Annotated in this window: 14 protein-coding genes and 2 pseudogenes; 10 read left to right on the top strand and 6 right to left on the bottom strand. The window is 69.6% G+C overall.

Features of this window, described 5'->3' with window-relative positions; all coding sequences use genetic code 11:
- Positions 1-55 precede the first annotated feature (55 nt).
- Positions 56-2,494 (bottom strand): ATP-dependent helicase HrpB, encoded by a 2,439-nt coding sequence (gene hrpB, locus MQH10_RS03935; protein ID WP_242562758.1) that lies wholly within the window; start codon positions 2,492-2,494, stop codon positions 56-58.
- A gap of 126 nt (positions 2,495-2,620) precedes the next feature.
- On the opposite strand from hrpB, the gene MQH10_RS03930 reads away from it, so the two are divergent.
- The 4 genes from MQH10_RS03930 to MQH10_RS03915 all read left to right on the top strand — a co-directional run bounded on the left by MQH10_RS03930 (position 2,621) and on the right by MQH10_RS03915 (position 7,057).
- Complete coding sequence (locus MQH10_RS03930; RefSeq protein WP_242562757.1) at positions 2,621-4,168, top strand: amino acid permease; 1,548 nt, start codon at positions 2,621-2,623, stop codon at positions 4,166-4,168.
- Positions 4,169-4,243: 75 nt separating this feature from the next.
- Entirely contained in the window at positions 4,244-4,912 is a 669-nt protein-coding gene (locus tag MQH10_RS03925; RefSeq protein WP_242562756.1) for an MBL fold metallo-hydrolase, read from the top strand.
- A 70-nt stretch (positions 4,913-4,982) separates the two neighbouring features.
- On the top strand, positions 4,983-5,711 hold the full coding sequence (locus tag MQH10_RS03920; RefSeq protein WP_242562755.1) for a response regulator: 729 nt from the start codon (positions 4,983-4,985) through the stop codon (positions 5,709-5,711).
- Entirely contained in the window at positions 5,708-7,057 is a 1,350-nt protein-coding gene (locus MQH10_RS03915) for a sensor histidine kinase (protein WP_242562754.1), read from the top strand. Before MQH10_RS03920 ends, MQH10_RS03915 begins: the two co-directional genes overlap by 4 nt.
- A 10-nt stretch (positions 7,058-7,067) precedes the next feature.
- Here MQH10_RS03915 and MQH10_RS03910 read toward each other — a convergent pair whose 3' ends face one another.
- Together MQH10_RS03910 and MQH10_RS03905 are read right to left on the bottom strand one after the other, a co-directional pair.
- Positions 7,068-7,544: an SRPBCC family protein gene (locus MQH10_RS03910; protein WP_242562753.1), complete on the bottom strand. Its 477-nt coding sequence runs from the start codon at positions 7,542-7,544 to the stop codon at positions 7,068-7,070.
- Positions 7,534-7,896, bottom strand: a complete 363-nt coding sequence (locus tag MQH10_RS03905) for an ArsR/SmtB family transcription factor (protein ID WP_242562752.1) — start codon at positions 7,894-7,896, stop codon at positions 7,534-7,536. The genes MQH10_RS03910 and MQH10_RS03905 overlap by 11 nt, the downstream gene beginning before the upstream one ends.
- A gap of 208 nt (positions 7,897-8,104) precedes the next feature.
- Between MQH10_RS03905 and MQH10_RS03900 the strand changes: the two genes are divergently transcribed.
- Entirely contained in the window at positions 8,105-8,323 is a 219-nt protein-coding gene (locus tag MQH10_RS03900) for a con-10 family general stress protein (RefSeq protein ID WP_242562751.1), read from the top strand.
- A gap of 52 nt (positions 8,324-8,375) precedes the next feature.
- On the opposite strand, the pseudogene egtB reads toward MQH10_RS03900, so the two are convergent.
- A pseudogene (gene egtB / locus MQH10_RS03895) lies at positions 8,376-10,609 on the bottom strand (ergothioneine biosynthesis protein EgtB).
- Between the two features lie 223 nt (positions 10,610-10,832).
- On the opposite strand from egtB, the pseudogene MQH10_RS27015 reads away from it, so the two are divergent.
- Positions 10,833-12,460 (top strand): annotated as a pseudogene (locus tag MQH10_RS27015) (peptide ABC transporter substrate-binding protein).
- Positions 12,461-12,578: 118 nt separating this feature from the next.
- Here MQH10_RS27015 and MQH10_RS03885 read toward each other — a convergent pair.
- Together MQH10_RS03885 and MQH10_RS03880 are read right to left on the bottom strand one after the other, a co-directional pair.
- On the bottom strand, positions 12,579-13,358 hold the full coding sequence (locus MQH10_RS03885) for a hypothetical protein (RefSeq protein WP_242562750.1): 780 nt from the start codon (positions 13,356-13,358) through the stop codon (positions 12,579-12,581).
- A 215-nt stretch (positions 13,359-13,573) separates the two neighbouring features.
- Entirely contained in the window at positions 13,574-16,741 is a 3,168-nt protein-coding gene (locus tag MQH10_RS03880; protein WP_242562749.1) for a glycoside hydrolase family 2 TIM barrel-domain containing protein, read from the bottom strand.
- A gap of 187 nt (positions 16,742-16,928) precedes the next feature.
- Here MQH10_RS03880 and MQH10_RS03875 point away from each other — a divergent pair, with 187 nt between their 5' ends.
- From MQH10_RS03875 to MQH10_RS03860, 4 genes are all read left to right on the top strand, one after another.
- Entirely contained in the window at positions 16,929-17,702 is a 774-nt protein-coding gene (locus MQH10_RS03875) for a DUF2189 domain-containing protein (RefSeq protein ID WP_242562748.1), read from the top strand.
- A 134-nt stretch (positions 17,703-17,836) separates the two neighbouring features.
- On the top strand, positions 17,837-18,415 hold the full coding sequence (locus tag MQH10_RS03870; protein WP_242562747.1) for an ANTAR domain-containing response regulator: 579 nt from the start codon (positions 17,837-17,839) through the stop codon (positions 18,413-18,415).
- Positions 18,412-19,545 (top strand): CmpA/NrtA family ABC transporter substrate-binding protein, encoded by a 1,134-nt coding sequence (locus MQH10_RS03865; protein ID WP_242562746.1) that lies wholly within the window; start codon positions 18,412-18,414, stop codon positions 19,543-19,545. Before MQH10_RS03870 ends, MQH10_RS03865 begins: the two co-directional genes overlap by 4 nt.
- A gap of 455 nt (positions 19,546-20,000) precedes the next feature.
- Positions 20,001-21,209 carry an alginate export family protein gene (locus MQH10_RS03860; RefSeq protein ID WP_336605039.1) on the top strand — a complete coding sequence of 403 codons (1,209 nt, stop codon included), beginning with the start codon at positions 20,001-20,003 and terminating at the stop codon, positions 21,207-21,209.
- Positions 21,210-21,214 lie beyond the last annotated feature (5 nt).

The raw sequence follows: 21,214 nt of genomic DNA, 5'->3' as shown, positions 1-21,214 counted from the left end.
CTTCCGCCGAGAAAATGATCTAGGTCGCCGCGACAAGAGCCCCAGCTCTTCCCCCTCACGTCCCCCGCGGCTTCGCCCGCGCGGTCGGCGGCGTATTGGCCGGGTCCTCCGGCCAGACATGCTTAGGATAGCGCCCGCGCATGTCGGAGCGCACATCCTTCCACGACCCGGCCCAGAACCCCGGCAGGTCCTTCGTCGTCTGCACCGGCCGATGGCCCGGCGACAGCAGGGAGAGCGTCAGCGGCACCCCGCCGACGGTCGGATGGACCTTCAGCCCGAACACCTCCTGCACCCGGACGTCCACGCGCGGGCCCGCCTCGGCCGTGTAGTCGATGGCGAAGCTGTTGCCGGTCGGCGCGGTCCAGCGGAGGGGGAAGGCGGCGTCAAGCGCCCGCTGCCGCTCCCAGGGGATCAGGCTCCGCAGCGCGCCGTCCAGCGCATCCGGCTTGAGCGCCGCCAGCGACCGCAGCCCGGGCAACAGCGGCGTCAGCCATTCGTCCAGCCGCGCGACAAGGGCCGCATCCGAAAGGTCCGGCCAGTCGCCCTCCCCCCGCGCCCTCAGGAACCCCACCCTCTGGCGCAGGCTCTGGGCCGCCTCGCCCCAGTTCAGTCCCCCCAGCCCTTCGGCCCGCACCCGGTCGGCCAGGGCCCGGGCGATCAGGGCGGGGTCCGGATTTTCATCGATCTCCTCGCGCAGGGTGAGCCGCCCCAGGCGGGTCAGGCGCTTGGCGCGCAGCCGGCCCCCGCCGCTCTCCTCCAGCCGATCCTCGGTCTCCAGCTGATCGGCGAAGGCCCGCGCCAGATCAGCCCCGTCCAGGGGCGCGGCCAAGAGGATGCGGTCGCGGCGGTCCCCGCCGCCCAGCTCGGCGATGGCCAGCCAGGGCTCGCGGGCCAGAGCATCGGTGGGCTCCAGGAAGGCGCCGCGCCCGTTCACCAGCTGGAACTCGCCGGTCTTGCCGCGCGCCTTGGCGATCCGCTCCGGAAAGGCGAAGGCGAGCAAAAGCCCGTCGTCCAGCGGCTCGCCCCGTCCGGCCTTGCCGGCCAGCCCCGCCCAGCGCTCGGCCAGGGTGCGGGCGTCGCGGGCGCGGGGACTACGGTCCCGCTCAAAACCTTCCAGCCGATGGCGCAGGTCGGCGTCCCGGCCGCCCAGATTGTGCTCGCTGACCAGGGCGGCGATCTTCGCCGCGCGCAGCGCCTGGCCCGTCTCCGCCGCCTTCAGCACCATGTGCGCCAGGCGCGGAGCCAGGGGGAACTCGCTCAGCGCCTCCCCGTGCGCCGTCAGCACGCCCTCCGGCGTCAGAGCTCCCAGCCGCCAGAGCAGGCTGCGCGCCTCGCTGAAGGCGGCCCTGGGCGGCGGGTCGAGGAAGGCCAGGGCGGCGGCGTCCTTCGCCCCCCAGCGCGCCAGGTCCAGCGCCAGGCCCGACAGGTCGGCGTCAAGGATCTCCGGATCGGCATAGGCCGGCAGGGCGCGGGTCTCGGCCTCGTCCCACAGGCGGTAGCAGACGCCGGGCTCGGTCCGCCCGGCCCGTCCGCGCCGCTGATCGGCCGCCGCCCGGCTCACCCGCACGGTGGCCAGCCGCGTCAGGCCGCTCGCCGGATCAAACCTCGGAACCCGCGCCAGGCCGCAGTCGATCACGACCCGCACGCCCTCGATGGTCAGGCTGGTCTCGGCGATGGAGGTGGCCAGCACCACCTTGCGGATCCCCGCCGGCGCCGGCGAAATCGCCCGGTCCTGCTCGCCCGGATCCAGCGCCCCATAGAGTGGGGCGACCACCACATCGGGCCGCCGCACGCGCTCGGCCAGTTGCTCGGCGGTGCGCCGGATCTCCCCCTGCCCCGGCAGGAACACCAGGATCGAGCCGCTCTCCTCGGCCAGCGCCCGCTCGACGGCGCGCACCGTCCGGTCCTCCAGCCGCAGGCGCTCGTCGCGGCCCAGATAGCGGGTGTCGACCGGATAGGCCCGGCCCTGGCTCTCGAGCACCGGGGCGTCGGCCAGGAGCCTGGCCACCGCCGCCCCGTCCAGGGTCGCCGACATGACCAGGATCCGCAGGTCGTCCCTGAGCAGCCCCTGGGCGTCGCGGGCCAGGGCCAGGCCCAGGTCGGCGTCCAGGCTGCGCTCATGGAACTCGTCGAAGATCACCGCCCCCACGCCGTCCAGGCTGGGATCGGCCAGGATCATCCGGGCGAAGACCCCCTCGGTCACCACCTCGATCCGCGTGGCGGCCGACACTCTGGACTGCATCCGCACCCGATAGCCGACCGTCTGGCCGACCTTTTCGCCCAGCGTCTTGGCCATGCGCTCGGCCGCCGCGCGGGCCGCCAGCCGGCGCGGCTCCAGCATGATGATCTTGCCACCGGCCAGCCAGGGGGCGTCCAGCAGGCGCAGAGGAACCACCGTGGTCTTGCCGGCGCCCGGCGGCGCGACCAGCACGGCGGCGGTCCCGTCAGCCAGGGCCGCCTGCAAGGCGGGCACGATTTCCTCAACAGGAAGCATCCAGGGGGTCTAGCCGCGCCCGGATAGCTCGCCAAGTGTTGCGGCTTGACCGCCGCCCCCCGGCCAAGCCAGGGTCCGCGCCAATTCAATTCCGGCGGCGCGGAAGGCGTCGCCCCAGGAGGACCTATGTGGCGTGTTAAGCCGCTCGACGCGATCATCGCGACGGCAGAAAAGAAATCCCTTCACCGGTCCCTCGGACCCGTACAGCTGACCCTTCTGGGCATCGGCGGCGTCATCGGCACCGGCATCTTCGTGCTCACCGCCGAGGCCGCGCAAAAGGCGGGGCCCGGCATGATCGCCGCCTTCGTCATCGCCGGCATCGTCTGCGCGGTCGCCGCGCTCTGCTACGCCGAGATGGCCGCCATGGTGCCGGTCTCCGGCTCGGCCTACACCTACAGCTACGCCGTCATGGGCGAGATGATCGCCTGGATGGTCGGCTGGGCCCTGATCCTCGAATACGCCGTCGCCGCCGGCGCGGTGTCGGTGGGCTGGTCCGGCTATGTGGTGGGGCTCATCGAGAACGCCTTCCACCTCGACATTCCCAACGCGCTCGTCCGCGGTCCGCTGGATGGCGGCCTCGTCAACCTGCCGGCCATGGCGATCGCGCTGGTCGTCACCGTGCTCCTGGTGATCGGCACCAAGGAATCGGCGACGGTCAACGCCATCCTGGTGGCCATCAAGATCGTCGCCCTGTCGCTGTTCATCTTCCTGGCCCTGCCGGTCATGAAGATCGAGCACTTCACCCCCTTCGCCCCCCTGGGCTTCAAGGGGATATCGGCGGCGGCGGCCTCCATCTTCTTCGCCTATGTCGGCTTCGACGCGGTCTCCACCGCGGCCGAGGAGACCCGTGACCCCCAACGCAACATGCCCATCGGCCTGATCGGCTCGCTCGGCATCTGCACCATCTTCTACATGCTGGTGGCCTCGGGCGTGATCGGCAGCGTCGGCGCCCAGCCGGTGCTCGACGCCCACGGCGCGGGCCTGCGTCCCGGCAGCGCGGAACTCACCGCCGCCTGCCAGACCGCCGGCGCGACCCACGTGGTCTGCTCCAAGGAGGCGCTCGCCTGGACCCTGCGCCAGATCGGCTGGCCCCAGATCGGCAACCTGCTCGGCCTCGCCGCCGGCCTCGCCCTGCCCTCGGTCATCCTGATGATGATGTTCGGCCAGACCCGCATCTTCTTCGTGATGAGCCGCGACGGCCTGCTGCCGGCCGTCCTGTCCAAGGTGCACCCGAAGTTCCACACCCCGCACGTGATCACCATCATCACCGGCGTGGCCGTGGCCCTGTTCGCCGCCTTCTTCCCGGTGGGCGTGCTGGCCGACATCTCCAACTCCGGCACCCTGTTCGCCTTCGCCATGGTGGCGATCGCCGTCCTGATGCTGCGCAAGACCGACCCCGATCGCCGCCGTCCCTTCAAGACCCCGGCGGTGGCCGTCGTCGCCCCCATCGCGGCGGCCGGCTGCATCTATCTGTTCTTCAGCCTGTCGGCCGAAACCCAGATCCTGTTCTTCAGCTGGGCCGCCATCGGTCTGGTGGTCTATTTCCTCTACGGCTATCGCCACAGCCACCTGGGCCGCGGCGTGGTCGAGGTGGCGGAACTGTCGGGCGACGCCCCGCCGGTGCCGGTGCCGCCCATGCCCAACGCCCCCACGCCGGGCGAGAAGCAGGCCTGATCCGATCAACTAAGGAGAGACCCGGGTTCGTCCCGGGTCTTTTCATATGGGCCCGCAGGCCCGATGTTAGGGACCATGTCCGACACGCCGCCCATCCACGCCCTGATCGCCCCGGTCACCCCGCTCGCTCAGAACTGCACCATCGTCTGGTGCACCAAGACCAAGAAGGCCGCGATCATCGATCCGGGCGGCGAGGTGCCGCGCCTGATGGCGGCGCTGGAGCAGCATGGCCTGACGCTCGAGAAGATCTGGATCACCCACGGCCATCTCGACCATGCCGGCGGGACCGCCGCGCTCAAGGCCGCCACCGGCGTCCCCATCGAGGGCCCGCATCCGGACGACGCCTTCTGGATCGACGAGATCGAGACCGCCGGCGCCAAGTACGGCATGCCCGACGCCAAGAGCTTCACCCCCGACCGCTGGCTGCAGGACGGCGACGTGGTCACCCTGGGGGAGACCGAGTTCGAGGTCATCCACTGCCCCGGCCACACCCCTGGCCACGTGGTCTTCTTCCACCGCGAGGCCAAGTTCGCCCAGGTCGGTGACGTCCTGTTCCAGGGCTCGATCGGCCGCACCGACTTCCCGCGCGGCAGCTATCCCGACCTGATCGCCTCGATCACCCAAAAGCTCTGGCCGCTGGGCGAGAACGTCGCCTTCGTCCCCGGCCATGGCCCGATGTCGACCTTCGGGCGCGAACGCCAGACCAATCCCTTCGTCTCGGACGAGGCGCTGAGCGACGCCTGAGGCGTTGCGGCGCGGGCTTAGCTTTCAGTCGTGAAATCTGGCTGTTACGCGGGGGTATAAGATGCCGAGGATGGACACCGCCGCCGATCCGCCCGCCGCCCGCATCCTGATGGTCGATGACGATCCGGGCATCCGCGACGTCGTCTCCGACTTTCTGGGCAAGCACGGCTATGCGGTGGAGACCGCCGGCGACGCCCGCGAGATGGACGCGGCCATGGCCCGCGGGCCCATCGACCTGGTGGTGCTCGACGTCATGCTGCCCGGCGAGGACGGCCTGGCTATCTGCCGTCGGCTCTCGGGATCGGACGGCCCGCCGATCATCATGCTCTCGGCCATGGGCGAGGACACCGACCGGATCGTGGGTCTTGAGCTGGGCGCAGACGACTATCTGCCCAAGCCCTGCAATCCCCGCGAACTCCTGGCCCGCGTCCGCGCCGTCCTGCGCCGGGCCGAGCTGCGCGGCGCGGGCGGGTCCGGCGGCGCGGCCTGCGAATTCGCCGGCTGGCGCCTCGACCTCATGCGCCGCGAGCTGCGCTCCCCCGACAGCGTCGTGGTCAATCTGTCGTCCGGGGAGTTCTCCCTGCTCCGCGCCTTCGTGGAGCGGCCGCAACGGGTGCTGACCCGCGACCAGCTGCTGGACTTCGCCCGCGGCCCGGATTCCGACGCCTTCGACCGCGCCATCGACGTCCAGATCTCCCGCCTGCGCCGCAAGCTCGACGACGGCGCCGCCGGCCAGGACCTGATCCGCACCGTCCGAAACGAAGGCTATATGTTCAGCGCCAAGGTGCGGCGCACGTGATCCGGCTCTGGCAGGGGCGGCCGACGGCCTCGCTGTTCGGACGACTGCTGATCCTGGTGGGCGCGAGCCTCTTGGCCGCCCAGCTGATCAGCGTGGTGCTGATCTTCGCCCTGCCCCCGCCGATCCCCGACTTTTACCGCCTGGGCGAGGTGGAGCAGGCCCTGAGGGGCGCGCCGCCCGCCTTCAACGAGCGCCGCCCCCTCGTGATCCGCATGTCGCCCAAGCCGCCCTCGGCCATTGTCGAGGGGCGGATGACCATGGTGATCCGGTCCCGACTGGCCCAGGACCTCGGCGTGCCGGTCGACGCCGTGCTGATTGGCGGCGACCACAGCCCGTTCTCCGACCGCCGCGTGTTCCGCATCCTGCGCGACCGCATGGCGCGCGAGGGCGTCTCGCGCGAGGAGCACTTCCTGGTCGCCCCCTTCGCTCTGGGCATCCGCCAGCCCGACGGCCAGTGGAAGATCGTCCGCCCCGAAGGCTTCGGCCTGGAGCCCTGGCAGCAGCGGATGGTGCTTTGGTTCGTGCTCTCGACGCTCGCCATGGCGCCCGCCGCCTATGTCTACGCCCGGCGCATCTCCCAGCCCCTGAAGCAGTTCGCCGACGCCGCCGAACGCCTGGGTCGCGACCCGCGCGGCGCCCCGCTCTCCCTGTCGCTCAAGGGCACCGCCGAGATCAATGTCGCCGCCGACGCCTTCAACGACATGCAGGAGCGCCTGCGCCGCTATGTCGAGGACCGCACCGCCATGGTCGGCGCCATCGCCCACGACCTGCGCACCCCCCTCACCCGCCTGCGCTTCCGCATCGAGAACGCGCCCGAGGATCTGCGCCTGAAGATGGCCGCCGACATCGACCAGATGGAGGAGATGATCTCGGCGGCGCTCACCTTTGTGCGCGACGCCAGCCGCCCCGGCGACCGCACCCGGCTGGAGCTCTCCTCCTTGCTGGAGAGCCTCTGCGACGAGATGGCCGAGACCGGCGCCGACACCGAGGTCGAGCGCGGCGAGAAGGTGATCCTGGAGGGCGACCCCGTCGCCCTGCGCCGCCTGTTCGCCAATCTCTTGGAGAACGCCGTCAAGTTCGGCGACCGGGCCCGGGCGCGCATCTATCAGGTCGGCGGCTCCGCCATCGTCGAGATCGAGGACGACGGTCCCGGCATCCCGGTCGAGGACGCCGAGCGGGTGTTCGAGCCCTTCTATCGCCGCGAGCCGTCCCGCAGCCGCCAGACCGGCGGCATCGGCCTGGGCCTCGCCGTGGTCCGCTCCGTGGTCCGCGGCCATGGCGGCGACGTCACCCTGGAAAACCGTCCGGGCCGCGGCTTGACCGCCCGGGTGCATCTGCCCCTCTAGGGGCGCGGGCTCACCCGCCGACCAGGTGCCGGGCCAGCTTGTCGAGGGTTTGGTAGCCGAACTCGACCGCACCGAAGCCGATGGTGGCGTCGCGCTGTTCCTGGGTCGGATGCAGCTGGCGCAGGGTCAGCACGCACTTGCCGTCGCTCTGCGCGTCGAAGGTGACGGTCATGCGGAACCGCCCGGGGTCGTCATCGACATCCGCCCCATGCTCCATCTCCAGCAGGTGGGGCGCCTCCACCCGAAGGAACACCATGCGGTTCTCCCAGCGGGTCCCGTCCGGGCCGGTATAGGTGAACCGCCAGCGCCCGCCCTCGCGGATGTCGATCTCCAGGGTCTCGGTCTTGAAGCCCTCCGGCCCGAACCAGAGCGTGATCTGGGCCGGATCGGTGAAGGCCTCGAATACGCGCTCGCGCGGCGCGGCGATCACGCGCGACAGCACGATCTCGCGTTCGCGCGCCCAGGTCTTGAGGGGGTCAGGGTTCATGGTCTTCACCTTTCGAGGCGGGCGGGGATTGGGGGGCGGCGAGGAAGCGCTCCAGCCGGTCGAAGCGGCGCTCCCAGGCCGCCCGCGTGTGGTCGAACCACAGCGCCGTCTCCGCCAGCCGGGCGGCCTCCAGCCGACAGGGACGCTTCTGCCCGTCCCGCCCGCGGGAGATCAGCCCGGCGCGCTCCAGCACCTTCAGATGCTGCGACACCGCCGGAAGGCTCATGGCGAAGGGCCGGGCGATCTCCTGGACGGTCATGTCGCCCTCGCTCGCCAGCCGCCCCAGGATCGCCAGCCGGGTCGGGTCGCCGAGCGCCGCGAAGGTCTCGCTCAGGGCTGAGGTGGGCGTCACGTGCGGGCTCGCTCTTATTTAAGTCATCACTTAAATATCCAACTTCACGGAGGCCGTCAACGCGCGCCGCCGCCGGCGGGCGCCGTCCGAATTGCTCCGGTTCACGAGGATTTTGAGCAACCCTCTGGCGTCTGAGGGGTTTGCCAATCCGTAACTGACCACACGGCGTCGCTCCGTCCCCCCGGGCGACCCACATCAGGAGCAGCCGATGGACCTCGATCCCAACGCCAAGCCCAAATCCCGACGCGGGTTCGCCGCCATGAATCCCGAACGTCGCCGTGAGATCGCCCGCAAGGGTGGCGCGAGCGTCCCGGGCGAGAAACGCAGCTTCGCCAAGGACCGCGACCTCGCGGCCACCGCCGGGCGCAAGGGCGGAGAATCCTCCCGCGGCGGCGGCCGCACGCCGACCCCGACGCGCGAGGGCTGACCCTCTCCGCATCCGCGAACTTCAGGCGCTTCCCGGAAAAGCCGGGGAGCGCCTAAGCGCGTAGAAGCACCATGGCGAAGGCCGGGTCCGGCCAGCGCCACACCGCCTCCACCCGCCACCCGGCCGGCTTGGCGAGCGCCTCGAAGCCCTCCAGCGCGAACTTGTAGCAGTTCTCCGTATGCAGCCGCTCGCCGGCCGCGAATCGGAAGCTCCGCCCCGCCACCCGCACGACCTGGTCGACCAGGCTTTCCAGATGCATCTCGATCCGGCCCTCGTCGCGGTTCCAGATCGCCCGGTGCCGGAAGGCGTCCAGGTCGAAATCCCCGTCCAGCTCCCGGTTCATGCGGGCGAGCAGGTTCAGATTGAACGCCGCCGTGACCCCTTGCGCGTCGTCATAGGCCGCGACCAGGGTCTCCTCCGCCTTGATCAGGTCGATCCCGACCAGAAAGGCCGCGCCTTCGCCCAGCAGCTTGCGCGCCGAGGCGAGGAAGGCGGTCGCCTCTTCCGGCCTGAAATTGCCGATGGTCGAGCCCGGGAAAAAGCCCACGACCGGAAGCCCCTGCGCCGCCTGCGGCAGGTCCATGGCGGTCGTGAAATCGTCCACCAGCTGGGCGACCTCCAGGGCTGGATAGTCCCGCCGGATCGCCTCCACGGCGCCGTCCAGCGCGTCCGGGCTGATATCGATCGGCACGTAGAGCGCCAGCTGCGGGGCGGCGTCCAGCAGGATGCGGGTCTTGGTGCTGGCCCCGCTGCCGAATTCGACCAGGGCGGCGCCGTCCGGAATGGCCCGCGCCATCTCGCCGGCCTTGGCGCGCAGGAGCGCCGTCTCCGTCCGCGTCGGATAATATTCCGGCAGGTCGCAGATCTCTTCGAACAGCCGCGAGCCCTCGGCGTCATAGAAGTACTTGGCCGACAGCTGCTTGTGCGGCCGCGACAGGCCGGCGACCACATCGCCGGCGAAGGCGCTGGCGGGCTTGGGTCCCGCGGCCAGCTTGGGATTGGCGTCCCGCGCCAGGCGCAGACCGGCGAACATCCAGCGCTGCTCCGGATGGAAGAAGTTACGATAGCTCGCCCGCGCATGGCCGGCCGGGGTGACGCAGGCTCCGCCGCGCAGCACCATCTGGCCGCTCATGAACTTGCCGTTGTACTCGCCGACCGCGCCCTCCGCCGGCTTGAAGCCCGAATAGGGGCCATAGGCGCTGCGGGTCCATTCCCAGAGGTCACCGAACATCTGGCGCAGCCCCGCGCCCGCCGGATCCGCGGGGTTGGCGGTGAACCGGCCGCGATCGGCGAAATGGCCGCGCACCGGCAGGCCTTCAGCCGCATGCTCCCATTCCGCCTCGGTCGGCAGGCGCGCGCGGCCCAGGTCGCATAGGCGTCGGCCTCGTAATAACTCACATGCGCCACCGGGCAGTCCGGGGCGACCGGAACCAGCCCCTGCAGGGTCATGGCTCTCCAGCCGTCGGCGGCCTCTTCCCAATAGAGGGGCGCTTGCCAGTCCTCGGCCTGGACCTGGGCCCAGCCGTCGGCGAGCCACAGATCCGGCCGCCGGTAGCCGCCGTCGGCCATGAAGGCCAGCCAGTCGCCATTGGTCACCAGCCGGTCGGCCAGGCTGAACGGCTCCAGCCACACCTTGTGCCTCGGCCCCTCATTGTCGAAGGCGAAGCCCTCGCCGCCGTGGCCGATCTCCACCAGCCCGCCGGAGAACCCGACCCAGCCGGGCGCGCCCGCCGCCGTCGTCGCCGGATGCGGCGCGGGCCGCTGATAGGCGGGCTTCAGGGGCGACTGGGCGAACAGGTGCAGCAGATCCATCAGGATCAGCTCCTGATGCTGCTGCTCGTGCGCCAGTCCCAGCTCGACCAGATCGACCAGCTCGTCGCAGTCCCCGCTCAGCAGGCGGCTCATGCCGGCGTCCACATGGGCGCGATAGGCCAGCACCTCGTCGAGGCCGGGCCTCGTCAGCAGGCCGCGCTGCGGCCGCGGCTGCCGGGGACCCAGCGCCTCGTAATAGGAATTGAACAGATAGCCGAACCGGGGATCGAACAGGTCATGGCCCGCCAGGCGCGGGACCAGCAGGAAGGTCTCGAAGAACCAGGTCGTATGGGCCAGGTGCCACTTCGCGGGGCTGGCGTCCGGCATCGACTGGGCCGACAGGTCTTCCGGCGACAGATGGCTGACCAGCCGTTCGGAAGCCGACCGCACCTCGGCGTAGCGCGCCGCGAGCGCGCGGGCGGATGCGCCCCTCAAAGGGGCCGGCAGCGGCGCTGCGTCATCCAAAGGCGCCATGGCCCATCCCCTGTCCGAAAATTCGACTGCCCGAAATGCTCAGGGGCCTGGCATGGTCCGCCAAGGCGCGACCAGAAAACGCCGAACCTCGCCCCCCGTTCCGAGACAATTGGGATGTTTCAGGCCAACCGCAAGGCCAGGCCTAAGCGAGCCTGTGGGCGAGCTTGACCCCTCAGGCCTCTGGCCTCCGAGGCCGGGGAATGCGAGGTCTTGAATCCTGCCGTTGTTTCCGGAGCCCGCCTTGGATTCGCACACCCGCCGCCTGGCCGTCGCGCTGGTCGCCGCCCTCGCCCTGGCGGGCTGTCAGGGCAAGGTCACCCGCGCCCCCTGCCCCAAGGGCCAGGTCTGCGTCGAGTACGGCAACAACGCCGAGGCCGCGAGCCTCGACCCCCAGAAGTCCAATCTGGTCGATGAAGCCAACATCATCTCCGACCTGATCGTCGGCCTGACCACCGACGCGCCGGACGGCACCCCGACCCCGGCGCTCGCCACCCGGTGGGAGACCAGCCCCGACGGCCTCGTCTGGACCTTCCACCTGCGCGACGCCCAGTGGTCGGACGGGGTCCCGGTGACCGCAGACGACTTCGTCTACGCCTACCGCCGGATCCTCGATCCCCAGACCGCCTCGATCTACGCCTACCTGCTCTACATCCTGAAGAACGGCCAGCCGCTCAACGAGGGCAAGGTCAAGCCCGAAGCCCTGGGGGTGGAGGCGATCGACCCCCACACCCTGCGGCTCACCCTGGAGCACCCCGCCCCCTATCTGCCCGAGATCGCCAAGCACCAGAGCTTCTTCCCGGTGCCCAAGCATGCGGTCGAAAAGTGGGGCGACGCCTGGATCCAGCCCGCCCACTTTGTCGGCGACGGCCCCTATTCCCTCGTAGACTGGCGGCTCGGCGACTACATCCGCGTCCAGAAGAACCCGCGCTATTTCGACGCCGACAAGGTCTGCATCGACCGCATCAACTACTACCCGACCCCGGATTCCGTGATGGCCGAGCGGCGCGTCCTGCGGGGCGAGCTCGACGTCAACACCATGTTCCAGTCCAACCGCATCGGCCGCCTGCGCGAGACCATGCCGACGACGGTGCGCACGGCACGATCCTGGCGACAGCCTACTATTCGTTCAACACCCACGACGTCGCCGCCTTCCGCGACATCCGCGTGCGCCGGGCGCTCTCGGAATCCATCGACCGCGAGTTCCTCACCGAAAAGCTGCTGCGCGCGGGCCAGAAGCCGGCCTACGCCTTCGTGCCCCCCGGCGTGGCCAACTATCCCGGCGGCCCCACCGTGTTCTGGGCCAAGACGCCGCTGATCCAGCGCCAGGCCGATGCCCGCCGCCTGCTGGCCGAGGCCGGCTACGGCCCCGACCACCCGCTCACCTTCGAGGCCAAGATCCCCAACAGCCCCGACACCGTGCTGATCTCCCAGGCCATCCAGGCCGACTGGGCCGCCATCGGCGTCCAGGCCCGGCTGGTGCAGAACGAGGGCCAGATCGCCTTCGTCTCCTATCGCAACCGCGATTTCGACGTCGGCGCCATGAGCTGGTACGCCGACTTCAATGACCCCGTGACCTTCCTCAGCCTGATGAAGTCCGACACCGGCGCCCAGAACTACGGGGACTACAAGAACCCCATCTACGACGCCCTGCTGAACGCCTCCGACCACGAGCCCAACGCCGCCAAGCGCGGCGAGATCCTCGCCGAGGCCGAGCAGATCATGCTCAACGACGAGGCCATGATCCCCCTCTACTACCTGGTCGGCCGCAACCTGGTGTCGCCAAAGATCACCGGCTGGGTCGACAATGTGGAGAACTTCCACCGGGCGCGGTGGTTGTGCGTGAAGAAGTAGGGCGGGGTCCGCTGCCGCTGGCAGGCCAGAGGCGGGCGGAGCGTGGCTGCGGGTTCAATCGGAACGGGGCGTCGCCAGGTTCACGGAAAGATTGAGCAGACTTCAGTAGATGCGACCATCAAGCCTCAGCAGGGCGCTTAGACATTGCTGCAATGACGACACGCGTTTTTGCCATGCAGATATTCGACATCTGCGCCAGCCACGCAGTACCCCCATTGGCGTAGAGCGCCCGAAATGGCTTTAGTCCTCCAACCTTCGCGGGGTGATAGAGACTGCCCTCGTAAGTCAGCCTGCCCATCAGCCAGATCAGCCGAATACGAAACGCCGAGGCTGGATCGAAGGTCACAGCCAACTCTGGAAAGTCTTTAGCGCGCTCCGCCAACATTAGCTCAACAGCAGCGAGTTCGGACACTCGGCCGTTGAGGTAAAATTCCTCGATCTTAGACAAGTCCCAGTCGTGGGAGATTCGGTTCCGCGCCGATCTCACCCGATCGATCGCATCCATCAGATCACCTGAGAGCACGTCGAACGCGTGAGCTAATCGAATTCGCTTTGATAGATCAGAGAGCGGCCCATAACCGCTCAGCATCTCCGCCCTTCCGCCCGGAACATTCGGTGGGATGACATCCAAAAACACCTGCTTGAGAACGTCGTCCGCATAGCCGCAGGCAATGACCGGAAGAAATCTAATATCCTCAGTCGCCAGTAGGTGGGCGAGCTTTTCGAAATCTGCATACTCGCCTGGAGCACTAGAGAGCGCCTCGCGGAAGCGCTTAATCCCCTCGTCTTCGAAGGCTCGCGTATAATTTCGGTAGATTTGAAGCCCGGCCTTCTCACCGTAGCCGAGCGTCATCGCTTGAATATCGGGATCGAACCAATTTTCGTCCGCAGGACGCATGCTCTCTCCGCCCGCCCACTGACTGCTAGCCTGGTTGCCAATTCACAGCTGTCTAAGGCGCGCGACTAACACAACTGGGCAATCCTACCTGACGGACGCATACCAGCAAGTCGGCACAACGATAGTCCACCAACGCTCACTCGCCCGGAGCCGTGGGGTATGACATGGACGTCTGTACCCCATATGCGAACCGCAGGACTAATCCCCGGATCCCCCTACCGCCCGCTCACCCGGATCTCGAAGTCCAGCTCATAGGTCCCCGCCCCGATCCGATAACGCTCCAGCGTGTCCGGCCCGCAGGACGCCGTGCCCAGCCCCCTCTGGCGGACGTCCAGATTGACCCGCACCTCGTCACGCGGAACCAGATCGGTCGTATGCCGCGCGGCGAACAGGTCCTCCGGCGCGAAGCGGGTGGCCGAGCCCTCGCTCACCCCGTCCACCACGAACCGCACCGCCGTCTCCGGGCTCGCCAGCTCCATCCAGCGCAGGCCGGTCTTGTTGCCGTGCTCCTGGGGCAGGACGTAATCCACATACTGGCCCGAGACCGTGCCGGCGAACCGGCCGACCCAGGAGGCGCGGTCGCGGTCGACATAGGTCTCCCCCGGCCCCCGCCCGAACCAGACCAGGTCCTCGAACCCGGTCGGCAGGGTCATGGTCACCCCCAGGCGCGGCAGGTCGGCCACGGCCTCGTCCACCTCAAAGCGATTGCGCACCGCCACCGTCCCGTCGGGGCTCACCCGATAGACATGGGAGTGAACGATCGCCTCCGGCGACGCCGCGCAGGAGGCGACCTGGCGGATGGTCACCACCGCCGCCCCATGGTCCTGGGCCACGCTCACCTGCGGCGCGCCGAAGCTCAGCGCGTCGAGGCCCGCCGCTTTCCAGCGGCCCAGCGGCTTGGCCTCCTGGCCGCTCCAGCCCTTGATCCCGTCATTGTCCGTCGCCCCGCGCCAGACCTGCAGCCGGGGCCCGGCCAGCAGCACCGTGTGATTGCGCCAGACGAAGCGCGAGATCCGCCCCTGGGCCCGGTCGAATTCCAGTTCGAAATGGGCCCCATCGATCGTCACCCGCTCCGGCGTCGCCTCGACATCCAGCGGCAGGGCCGCCGGCGTCTTCGGGGGCGTGGCCGAGGCCGCCAGCGGCAGGGTCACCGGCAGCTGTTCCCAGGCGACCTCGTGCCCGGCGGGCGCGTAAGGGGCGGCCTCGCGCAGGGCGAAGCTCACCTTCAGGAACGCCTCCTGGCCCGGGGCGATCGCCGGCCGCGGCAGGTCGAGCGCGATCCGCGTCGCAGCCCCCGGCGCGGTGTCGAGCGCGGGCAGCACGCCCTGCCCCACCGCCTCTCCGTCGATCTCCAGCACCCAGCGGCCGGCGAGATCGGCGAGCGTCGTGAAGTCGCGCTTGCTGCGCACCTCCAGCATGCCCGCGTCGGCCCAACGCACGGCCACCGGCTGCACCAGCTTCTTGAACTCCCACAGGCCAGGATGCGGAACCCGGTCGGCGCTGACAATGCCGTCGCAGCAGAAGTTCAGGTCGTTGGGCGTGTCGCCGAAATCCCCGCCATAGGCGAACCAGGTCCGCCCCTCAGCATCCGTCTGGGCGATGCCGTGATCGCACCATTCCCAGATGAAGCCGCCCTGCAGGCCGTGATGGGTCTCGAAGGCGTCCCAATAGTCGCCCAGACTGCCGTTGGAATTGCCCATGGCGTGGGAATATTCGCACAGGATCATCGGCCGCCGGTCGGTCGGATCATCGGCCTCCGCCCACCGCACCAGGGCGTCGATCTCCGGATACATGGGGCAGATCAGGTCGCTGGCCCGGAAACCTCGGTTGCGATTAGCCGGCGCCGACACCGTCCCGCGGATCAGCCGGGTCTGGTCGCCCTCATGGTCCCAGCCCCAGATCGCGCCCTCACAGTGCAGCGGCCGCGACGGGTCGAAATGCCGGATCCAGCCGGCCATGGCGTCGTGATTGGGCCCGTAACCGCTCTCATTGCCCAGCGACCAGATGATCACCGACGGATGGTTCTTGTCCCGCTCCACCATGCGCAGGCCCCGCTCCAGGAACTGGGTCGCATAGCGCGGATCGCGGCAGATCGTGTGCAGGAAGGCGTGGGTCTCGAGATTGGTCTCATCGACCAGATAGAGCCCGTATTCGTCGCACAGGTCATACCATTCCGGCGCGTTCGGATAGTGTGAGGTTCTGACCGCATTGACGTTGAAGGCCTTCATCAAAACGATGTCGGCCAACATGTCGTCTCGGGTGATCGCCTTGCCGCGCACGGGGTGATGCTCGTGGCGGTTCATGCCGCGGATCATCACCGGCTTGCCGTTGATCAACAGCTCGCGGTCGCCCAGCTCCACCCGGCGGAACCCGACCCGGCACGAGGTCGCCTCCACCACCGTCCCGTCGGCGCCGATCAGGCTGACCACCAGGGTGTAGAGGCTGGGCCGCTCGCTGGACCACGCCGCCACGTCCGGGATCGCGGCTTCCAGGGCGATCACGCCCAGCGGCCCGCGATAGGGATTGTAATTGACCGGCGAGGCCTTCACCGGCCCGCGCAGGGGCGCCTCCAGCACGGCGCGACCGGCCGCGTCGAACAGCTGCGCCTCGACCTCGAACCCGTTCAGCGGTTCGCCCGCAAACCCCAGGCTGGTCGTCACCTTCAGGGTCCCGGTCGCATAGTCATCCGCCAGCGAGGCCAGGGCGAAGACGTCGGTGATATGGGTGGGCGCGGTGGCGTAGAGATAGACCTCGCGATGGATGCCCCCCATCCACCACTGGTCCTGGTCCTCGACGAAGGTGGCGTCCGACCACTTGACCACGGCGCAGGCGACAAGCGCCGCCTCGCCCGGCGTCACGAAGTCGGTCAGGTCGAACTCGTGCGGCAGGCGGGAATCCTTGCCCATGCCCACCGGCCGGCCATTCACCCACACATAGAGCACGCTCTCGGCCCCGCCGACGTGCAGCACGATCCGCCGCCCCGTCCAGTCGGCCGGCACATTCACCCAGGTTCGGTAGAGCCCGGTCGGATTGTCGTCGGGCACGGTCGGGGCCACGCCCGGAAACGGCATCTGGACATTGGTGTAGTGCGGCCGGTCATAGCCATGCATCGTCCAGTTGGACGGCACGGGCAGCGCGGCCCAGCCGCTGTCGTCGCAAGCCGGCGCCATGAAGTCGGCCGCCACGGCCTGCGGCCGCTCGGCCATGCGGAACTTCCAGTCCCCGTTCATCGACAGGAAGAAGGGTGAGGCCTCCCGCCGCCCCAGCCGCGCCGTCTCGGCGTCCGGATAGGGATAGAGGCTCGCCCGCGCCGGCGCCCGCCCGATCGAGATCGTCTCGGGATGCATCCAGCTGGGCGTCTCGCCCTGGAAGAACAGGTCCATGGTCTGGGCTCTTCAGTGTTTCGGCCCCCAGGATGAACAGGGGTTCGCCCCTCCAGGCAAGCCTCGGCGGCGGGTCGGCGGGTTTCTTGATCCATCTCATGGCGCGGCGCCCGCCCGCCCCCTGAACCTCGCCGCAGAACAAGGATATGCGGCGATCTCAATGCCGCGGCTCGGGGAGGATCAGCGCATGGAGCCAGTTCGCGGGCTGCCGCCTGTCAATCGCGTGGGCGGGCTCGCGCCCTTCCGCTGGCTGGGCGGGGGCTGGCGGGACCTGTGGAAGGCGCCCGGCCCCTGCCTGATCTACGGCCTGGCCCTGGCCGCGTTCAGCGTCTGGATCTGCTACGCCATGTACGTCTTCAACGCCGCCCTGTGGGTCCTGGCCCAGACGCTCGGCTTCGTCTTCGTCGCCCCCATGCTGGCCATGGGGCTGTACGAGGCCGGCCGCCGGATCGAGCGCGGCGAGCGGCCCGGCCTGCGCAGCATGCTGCTGGTCAAATCGGCCGTGCGCCAGGACACCGCCTATCTCGGCCTCGCCCTGCTCCTGATCTATCTGTTCTGGGGCCGCGTCGCCCAGATCGTCTACGGCCTGTCGACCTACACCCTGCAGCACACGGTCAAGGACTTCCTGGCCTTCGCGGTCGGCACAAGCGACGGCCACCACATGCTGATCGCCGGAACCCTGATCGGCGGGGCCATGGCCTTCTTCACCTACTGCCTGGCCGTCGTCTCCGCCCCCATGCTGCTGGACCGCCGGATCGACGTCTTCACCGCCACCGTCACCAGCTTCCGGGCCGTCAGCCTCAACCCCGGCCCCATGCTGCTCTGGGCCGTCCTCATCGTGATCCTGATGCTGATCTCGGCCGCCACCGGCTTCGCGGCCATGATCCTCATCTTCCCCTGGCTCGGCCTCGCCAGCTGGCGCGCCTATCGCGACCTCGTGGCCCTGCCGGCGCCGGACTAGCCGGGCCGCCCGGCGCGCCGAAACGCCTATCTCGCAGGCGCCGCCCGCCCAGTTTTCGCGCAAATCGCCATTGCGCCGGCCCGACGCCGCGGCAAACCGCGGGTGCGCGGCCTCGGGTCGCTAGCAGTGGCGCGATGCGCGTCCTCGTCATTGACCCTGATCCGGCCCGCGCCGCCCTCGTCGCCGAGGGCCTGGCGGGCGACGACCGGCCCGAGGTCCGTCAGACCGCGCGCTATGACGCCGCGGAAGTCGCCGCCTTCGCCCCGGACGTCATCGTCGTGGCCTGTGACAGCGCCGACCGCGACACCCTGGAGAGCCTGCGCGAGGCCGGCGAGACCAATCCTCGCCCCGTGGTGATGTTCGCTGACCGCTCCGAGCCGGGCCTGGCCGAACAGGCGATCCGCGCGGGCGTCGCCGCCTATGTCGTCGACGGTCTCGCGCCTGGCCGGGTGCGGCCGGTGCTGGAAGTGGCCATGACCCGCTTCGCCCTGATGCAGCAGCTGCGCGGGGATCTCGCCAAGGCCAAGGCCAATCTCGAATCCCGCAAGGTGGTCGACCGGGCCAAGGGCCTGCTGATGAAGGAGCGCGGCCTCGACGAGGACGCCGCCTACCGGCTGCTGCGCAAGCTGGCCATGGACAAGGGACGGCCGATCGGCGCCGTCGCGGCCGATCTCCTGGCCTTCGCCGGGGTGTTGAAGGGGGACGCCTCGTGAGCGCCTTGATGCTGGGCTTCATTCCCCTGACCGACTGCGCGCCCCTGGTGGTCGCCAAGGCCAAGGGATTCTTCGCCGCCGAAGGCCTGGACGTCACCCTGAGCCGCGAGGCCTCCTGGGCGACGATCCGCGACAAGGTGGCGGTGGGGGCGCTGGACGCGGCCCATATGCTCGCCCCCATGACGCTCGCCGCGACCCTGGGCGCGGGCGGGGAGCCGACCCCGATGATCGCGCCCCTGGCCCTGAACCGGAACGGCAGCGGCGTCACCGTCTCCACCGCCCTGGCCGCGGCCCTGCGCCAGGCCGACCCCGTCGCCATGGCCGAGACCCCGGTCACCGCCCGCGCCCTGGCCCGCGTGATCGCCGCACGCAAGGCCGCCGGCGCGCCGCCGCTCACCTTCGCCGTGGTCTTCCCCTATTCGATCCACAACTACGCCCTGCGCTACTGGATGAGCCAGGCGGGCGTCGACCCGGACCGCGACGTGCGCATCGTGGTCACCCCGCCGCCCCGCATGGTCGAGCAGCTGGCCGCCGGCGTGATCGACGGCTTCTGCGTCGGCGCGCCCTGGAACGCGGTCGCCCGCGCCGACGGGATCGGCGAGGTGCTGCTTCGCGCCTCCGACTTTTGGCGAGACGGCCCCGACAAGGTGTTCGGCATGACTCGCGCCTGGGCCGAGGATCATCCCGACACCCTCCAGGCCGCCCTACGCGCCCTGATCTTGGCGGCCGCCTGGGCCGACGCGCCCGCCCATCGCCAGGAGCTGGTCGCCCTGCTCGCTCGCCCCGAGCATGTGGGCGCAGATCCCCAGGCGATCGCCTGGGCGCTCGAGGGCGAGATCGTATTTCATGCCGGCGACGCCGGCTTTCCCTGGCGCAGCCACGCCGCCTGGTTCCTCTCCCAGATGGCGCGGTGGGGACAGATCGCCCCGGATCTGGACCTCATGGCGACCGCCGCCCAGGTCTATCGGCCCGACCTCTATCGCCAGGCGGCCGAGTCGCTCGGCCTTGCATCCCCCGTCGAAGACGCCCGGATCGAGGGCCCCAAGGCCTTCTTCGACGGCCAGGTGTTCGACCCCGCGGCCGCCGGCGCCTATGCCCGGAGCTTCCCGATCGGCCGGCTGAGCGCCTGAAAACGCGCGAAATCCGGGCGCCGCCCCGGATCGGCCTGCTTTGCTGCTGTGCAACATGCGCGTGCGGAGCGCCCTGCGTCCCGATAACGGCGGTTTCCCGTTGCCGCCCGCGACGCCCCGCCGCCTCCTAAGGACGACACGCGGGGCAACGACGTCCCGCGCCGGCCCGAACGGGCCCGGCGGCGATGCAGCCGCCGATGCGATGGACAACGACGTCCGGTGAGGCCCCCAGGGCCTCCCCGGGCGTTTTTTTTTTTTGGCCTTAGGGGATTGAGGCATGACGAAAACCGGATGGGCGGCCAGCGCCGCCGCCCTCGCAATGGCCTGGAGCGGCGCGGCCGCGGCCCAGACCGCTCCACCCGCGCCGACGCCCGACGCGTCCGCGGCCGACGCCCCCCGCCGCCGAGGCGGAACCCGCGCCGGAACCACCGCCGCCGCCTGCGCCGCCGCCCACAATCAGCGACCAGATCGCCGCCGGAAAGCTGCTGCTGGAGGTCCGCTCCCGGTTCGAGGATGTCGACCAGACCCGCACCGCGACCCTGAAGGACGCGGGCCAGGCCTTCACCGTCCGCACCCGCCTGGGTTGGGAGAGCGCCGACTGGAACGGCCTCAAGGCCCTGGTCGAGTTCGAGGACGTCCGCCACCTCGGGGCCGAGCGCTTCGCCGTCAATGTGCCCGGCGCGACCACCGCCCCGCTCAACGGCGCGTCCAAGTCGAAATATCCGATCATCAATGATCCGGACGTCACCGAGCTGAACCGCGCCCAGCTGACCTGGGTCGCCAATCCGGCCCTGACCCTCACCGCCGGCCGCCAGCGCATCCTGCTCGACGACCAGCGCTTCGTCGGCAATGTCGGCTGGCGCCAGGACGAGCAGACCTTCGACGGGGTGCGCGCCGACATGGCGCTCGGCCGGTTCAAGGCGACCTACGCCTATGTCACCCGCATCAACCGCATCCTCGGCGAGGAGAAGGACTGGCGTTCCGACAGCCAGATCTTCAACGCCACCTGGTCGCCGGCCGAGGCCCTTCGCCTGCAGGGCTTCGTCTATGCGCTGGACTTCGACAACTCGCCCGTCAACGCCTCCCTGACCAAGGGGCTCAAGGCCTCGGGCAAGACCTGGGTCGGGCTCTATCAGCTCGCCTATGACGCCACCTGGGCCAACCAGAGCGACTATCGCCACCGCACCGCGGCCTTCGACCTCGACTATCTGGAGGCCAGCGTCGCCGGGACCTTCGACATCTACACGCTCAAGCTCGGCTACGAGCAGCTGGACGGGGACGGCAAGCGCGGCTTCACGACGCCTCTGGCCACCACCCACGGCTTCCAGGGCTGGGCCGACGCCTGGGTCTCGCCGGGCGGCAACAAGAGCTTCGTCGACGGGATCAAGGACACCAACCTGACCCTGAACGTGAAGCCCCGCTTCAAGCGGACCTATCTCTTCAACACCGACCTGGTCGCCCGCTACCACGACTTCAACGACCAGAAGACCGGCGCGGACCTCGCCCATGAGTGGGATCTGCAGGCCACGGCCGCCATCACGACCAAGCTCTCGGTCCAGCTGAAATACGCCGACTTCCAGCGCGAGGCGACCGTGCCGCTGGGCACGGCGGCGCCGCCGGCCTCGCGGACCAAGGTCTGGCTCACCCTCGAATACAAGCTCTGATCCCG

This window comes from Phenylobacterium aquaticum (assembly GCF_022695515.1).
Lineage (GTDB): Bacteria > Pseudomonadota > Alphaproteobacteria > Caulobacterales > Caulobacteraceae > Phenylobacterium > Phenylobacterium aquaticum.
The sequence above is the reverse complement of the archived record's forward strand: the minus strand, read 5'-3'. Positions and strand labels throughout refer to the sequence as shown.

Coding starts and splice junctions, on each gene's coding strand:
- MQH10_RS03920 (WP_242562755.1), top strand. CDS start 4,983: ATGGACACCGCCGCCGATCCGCCCGCCGCCCGCATCCTGATGGTCGAT.
- MQH10_RS03875 (WP_242562748.1), top strand. CDS start 16,929: ATGGAGCCAGTTCGCGGGCTGCCGCCTGTCAATCGCGTGGGCGGGCTC.
- MQH10_RS03870 (WP_242562747.1), top strand. CDS start 17,837: ATGCGCGTCCTCGTCATTGACCCTGATCCGGCCCGCGCCGCCCTCGTC.
- MQH10_RS03930 (WP_242562757.1), top strand. CDS start 2,621: ATGTGGCGTGTTAAGCCGCTCGACGCGATCATCGCGACGGCAGAAAAG.
- MQH10_RS03910 (WP_242562753.1), bottom strand. CDS start 7,544: ATGAACCCTGACCCCCTCAAGACCTGGGCGCGCGAACGCGAGATCGTG.
- MQH10_RS03900 (WP_242562751.1), top strand. CDS start 8,105: ATGGACCTCGATCCCAACGCCAAGCCCAAATCCCGACGCGGGTTCGCC.
- hrpB (WP_242562758.1), bottom strand. CDS start 2,494: ATGCTTCCTGTTGAGGAAATCGTGCCCGCCTTGCAGGCGGCCCTGGCT.
- MQH10_RS03885 (WP_242562750.1), bottom strand. CDS start 13,358: ATGCGTCCTGCGGACGAAAATTGGTTCGATCCCGATATTCAAGCGATG.
- MQH10_RS03880 (WP_242562749.1), bottom strand. CDS start 16,741: ATGGACCTGTTCTTCCAGGGCGAGACGCCCAGCTGGATGCATCCCGAG.
- MQH10_RS03925 (WP_242562756.1), top strand. CDS start 4,244: ATGTCCGACACGCCGCCCATCCACGCCCTGATCGCCCCGGTCACCCCG.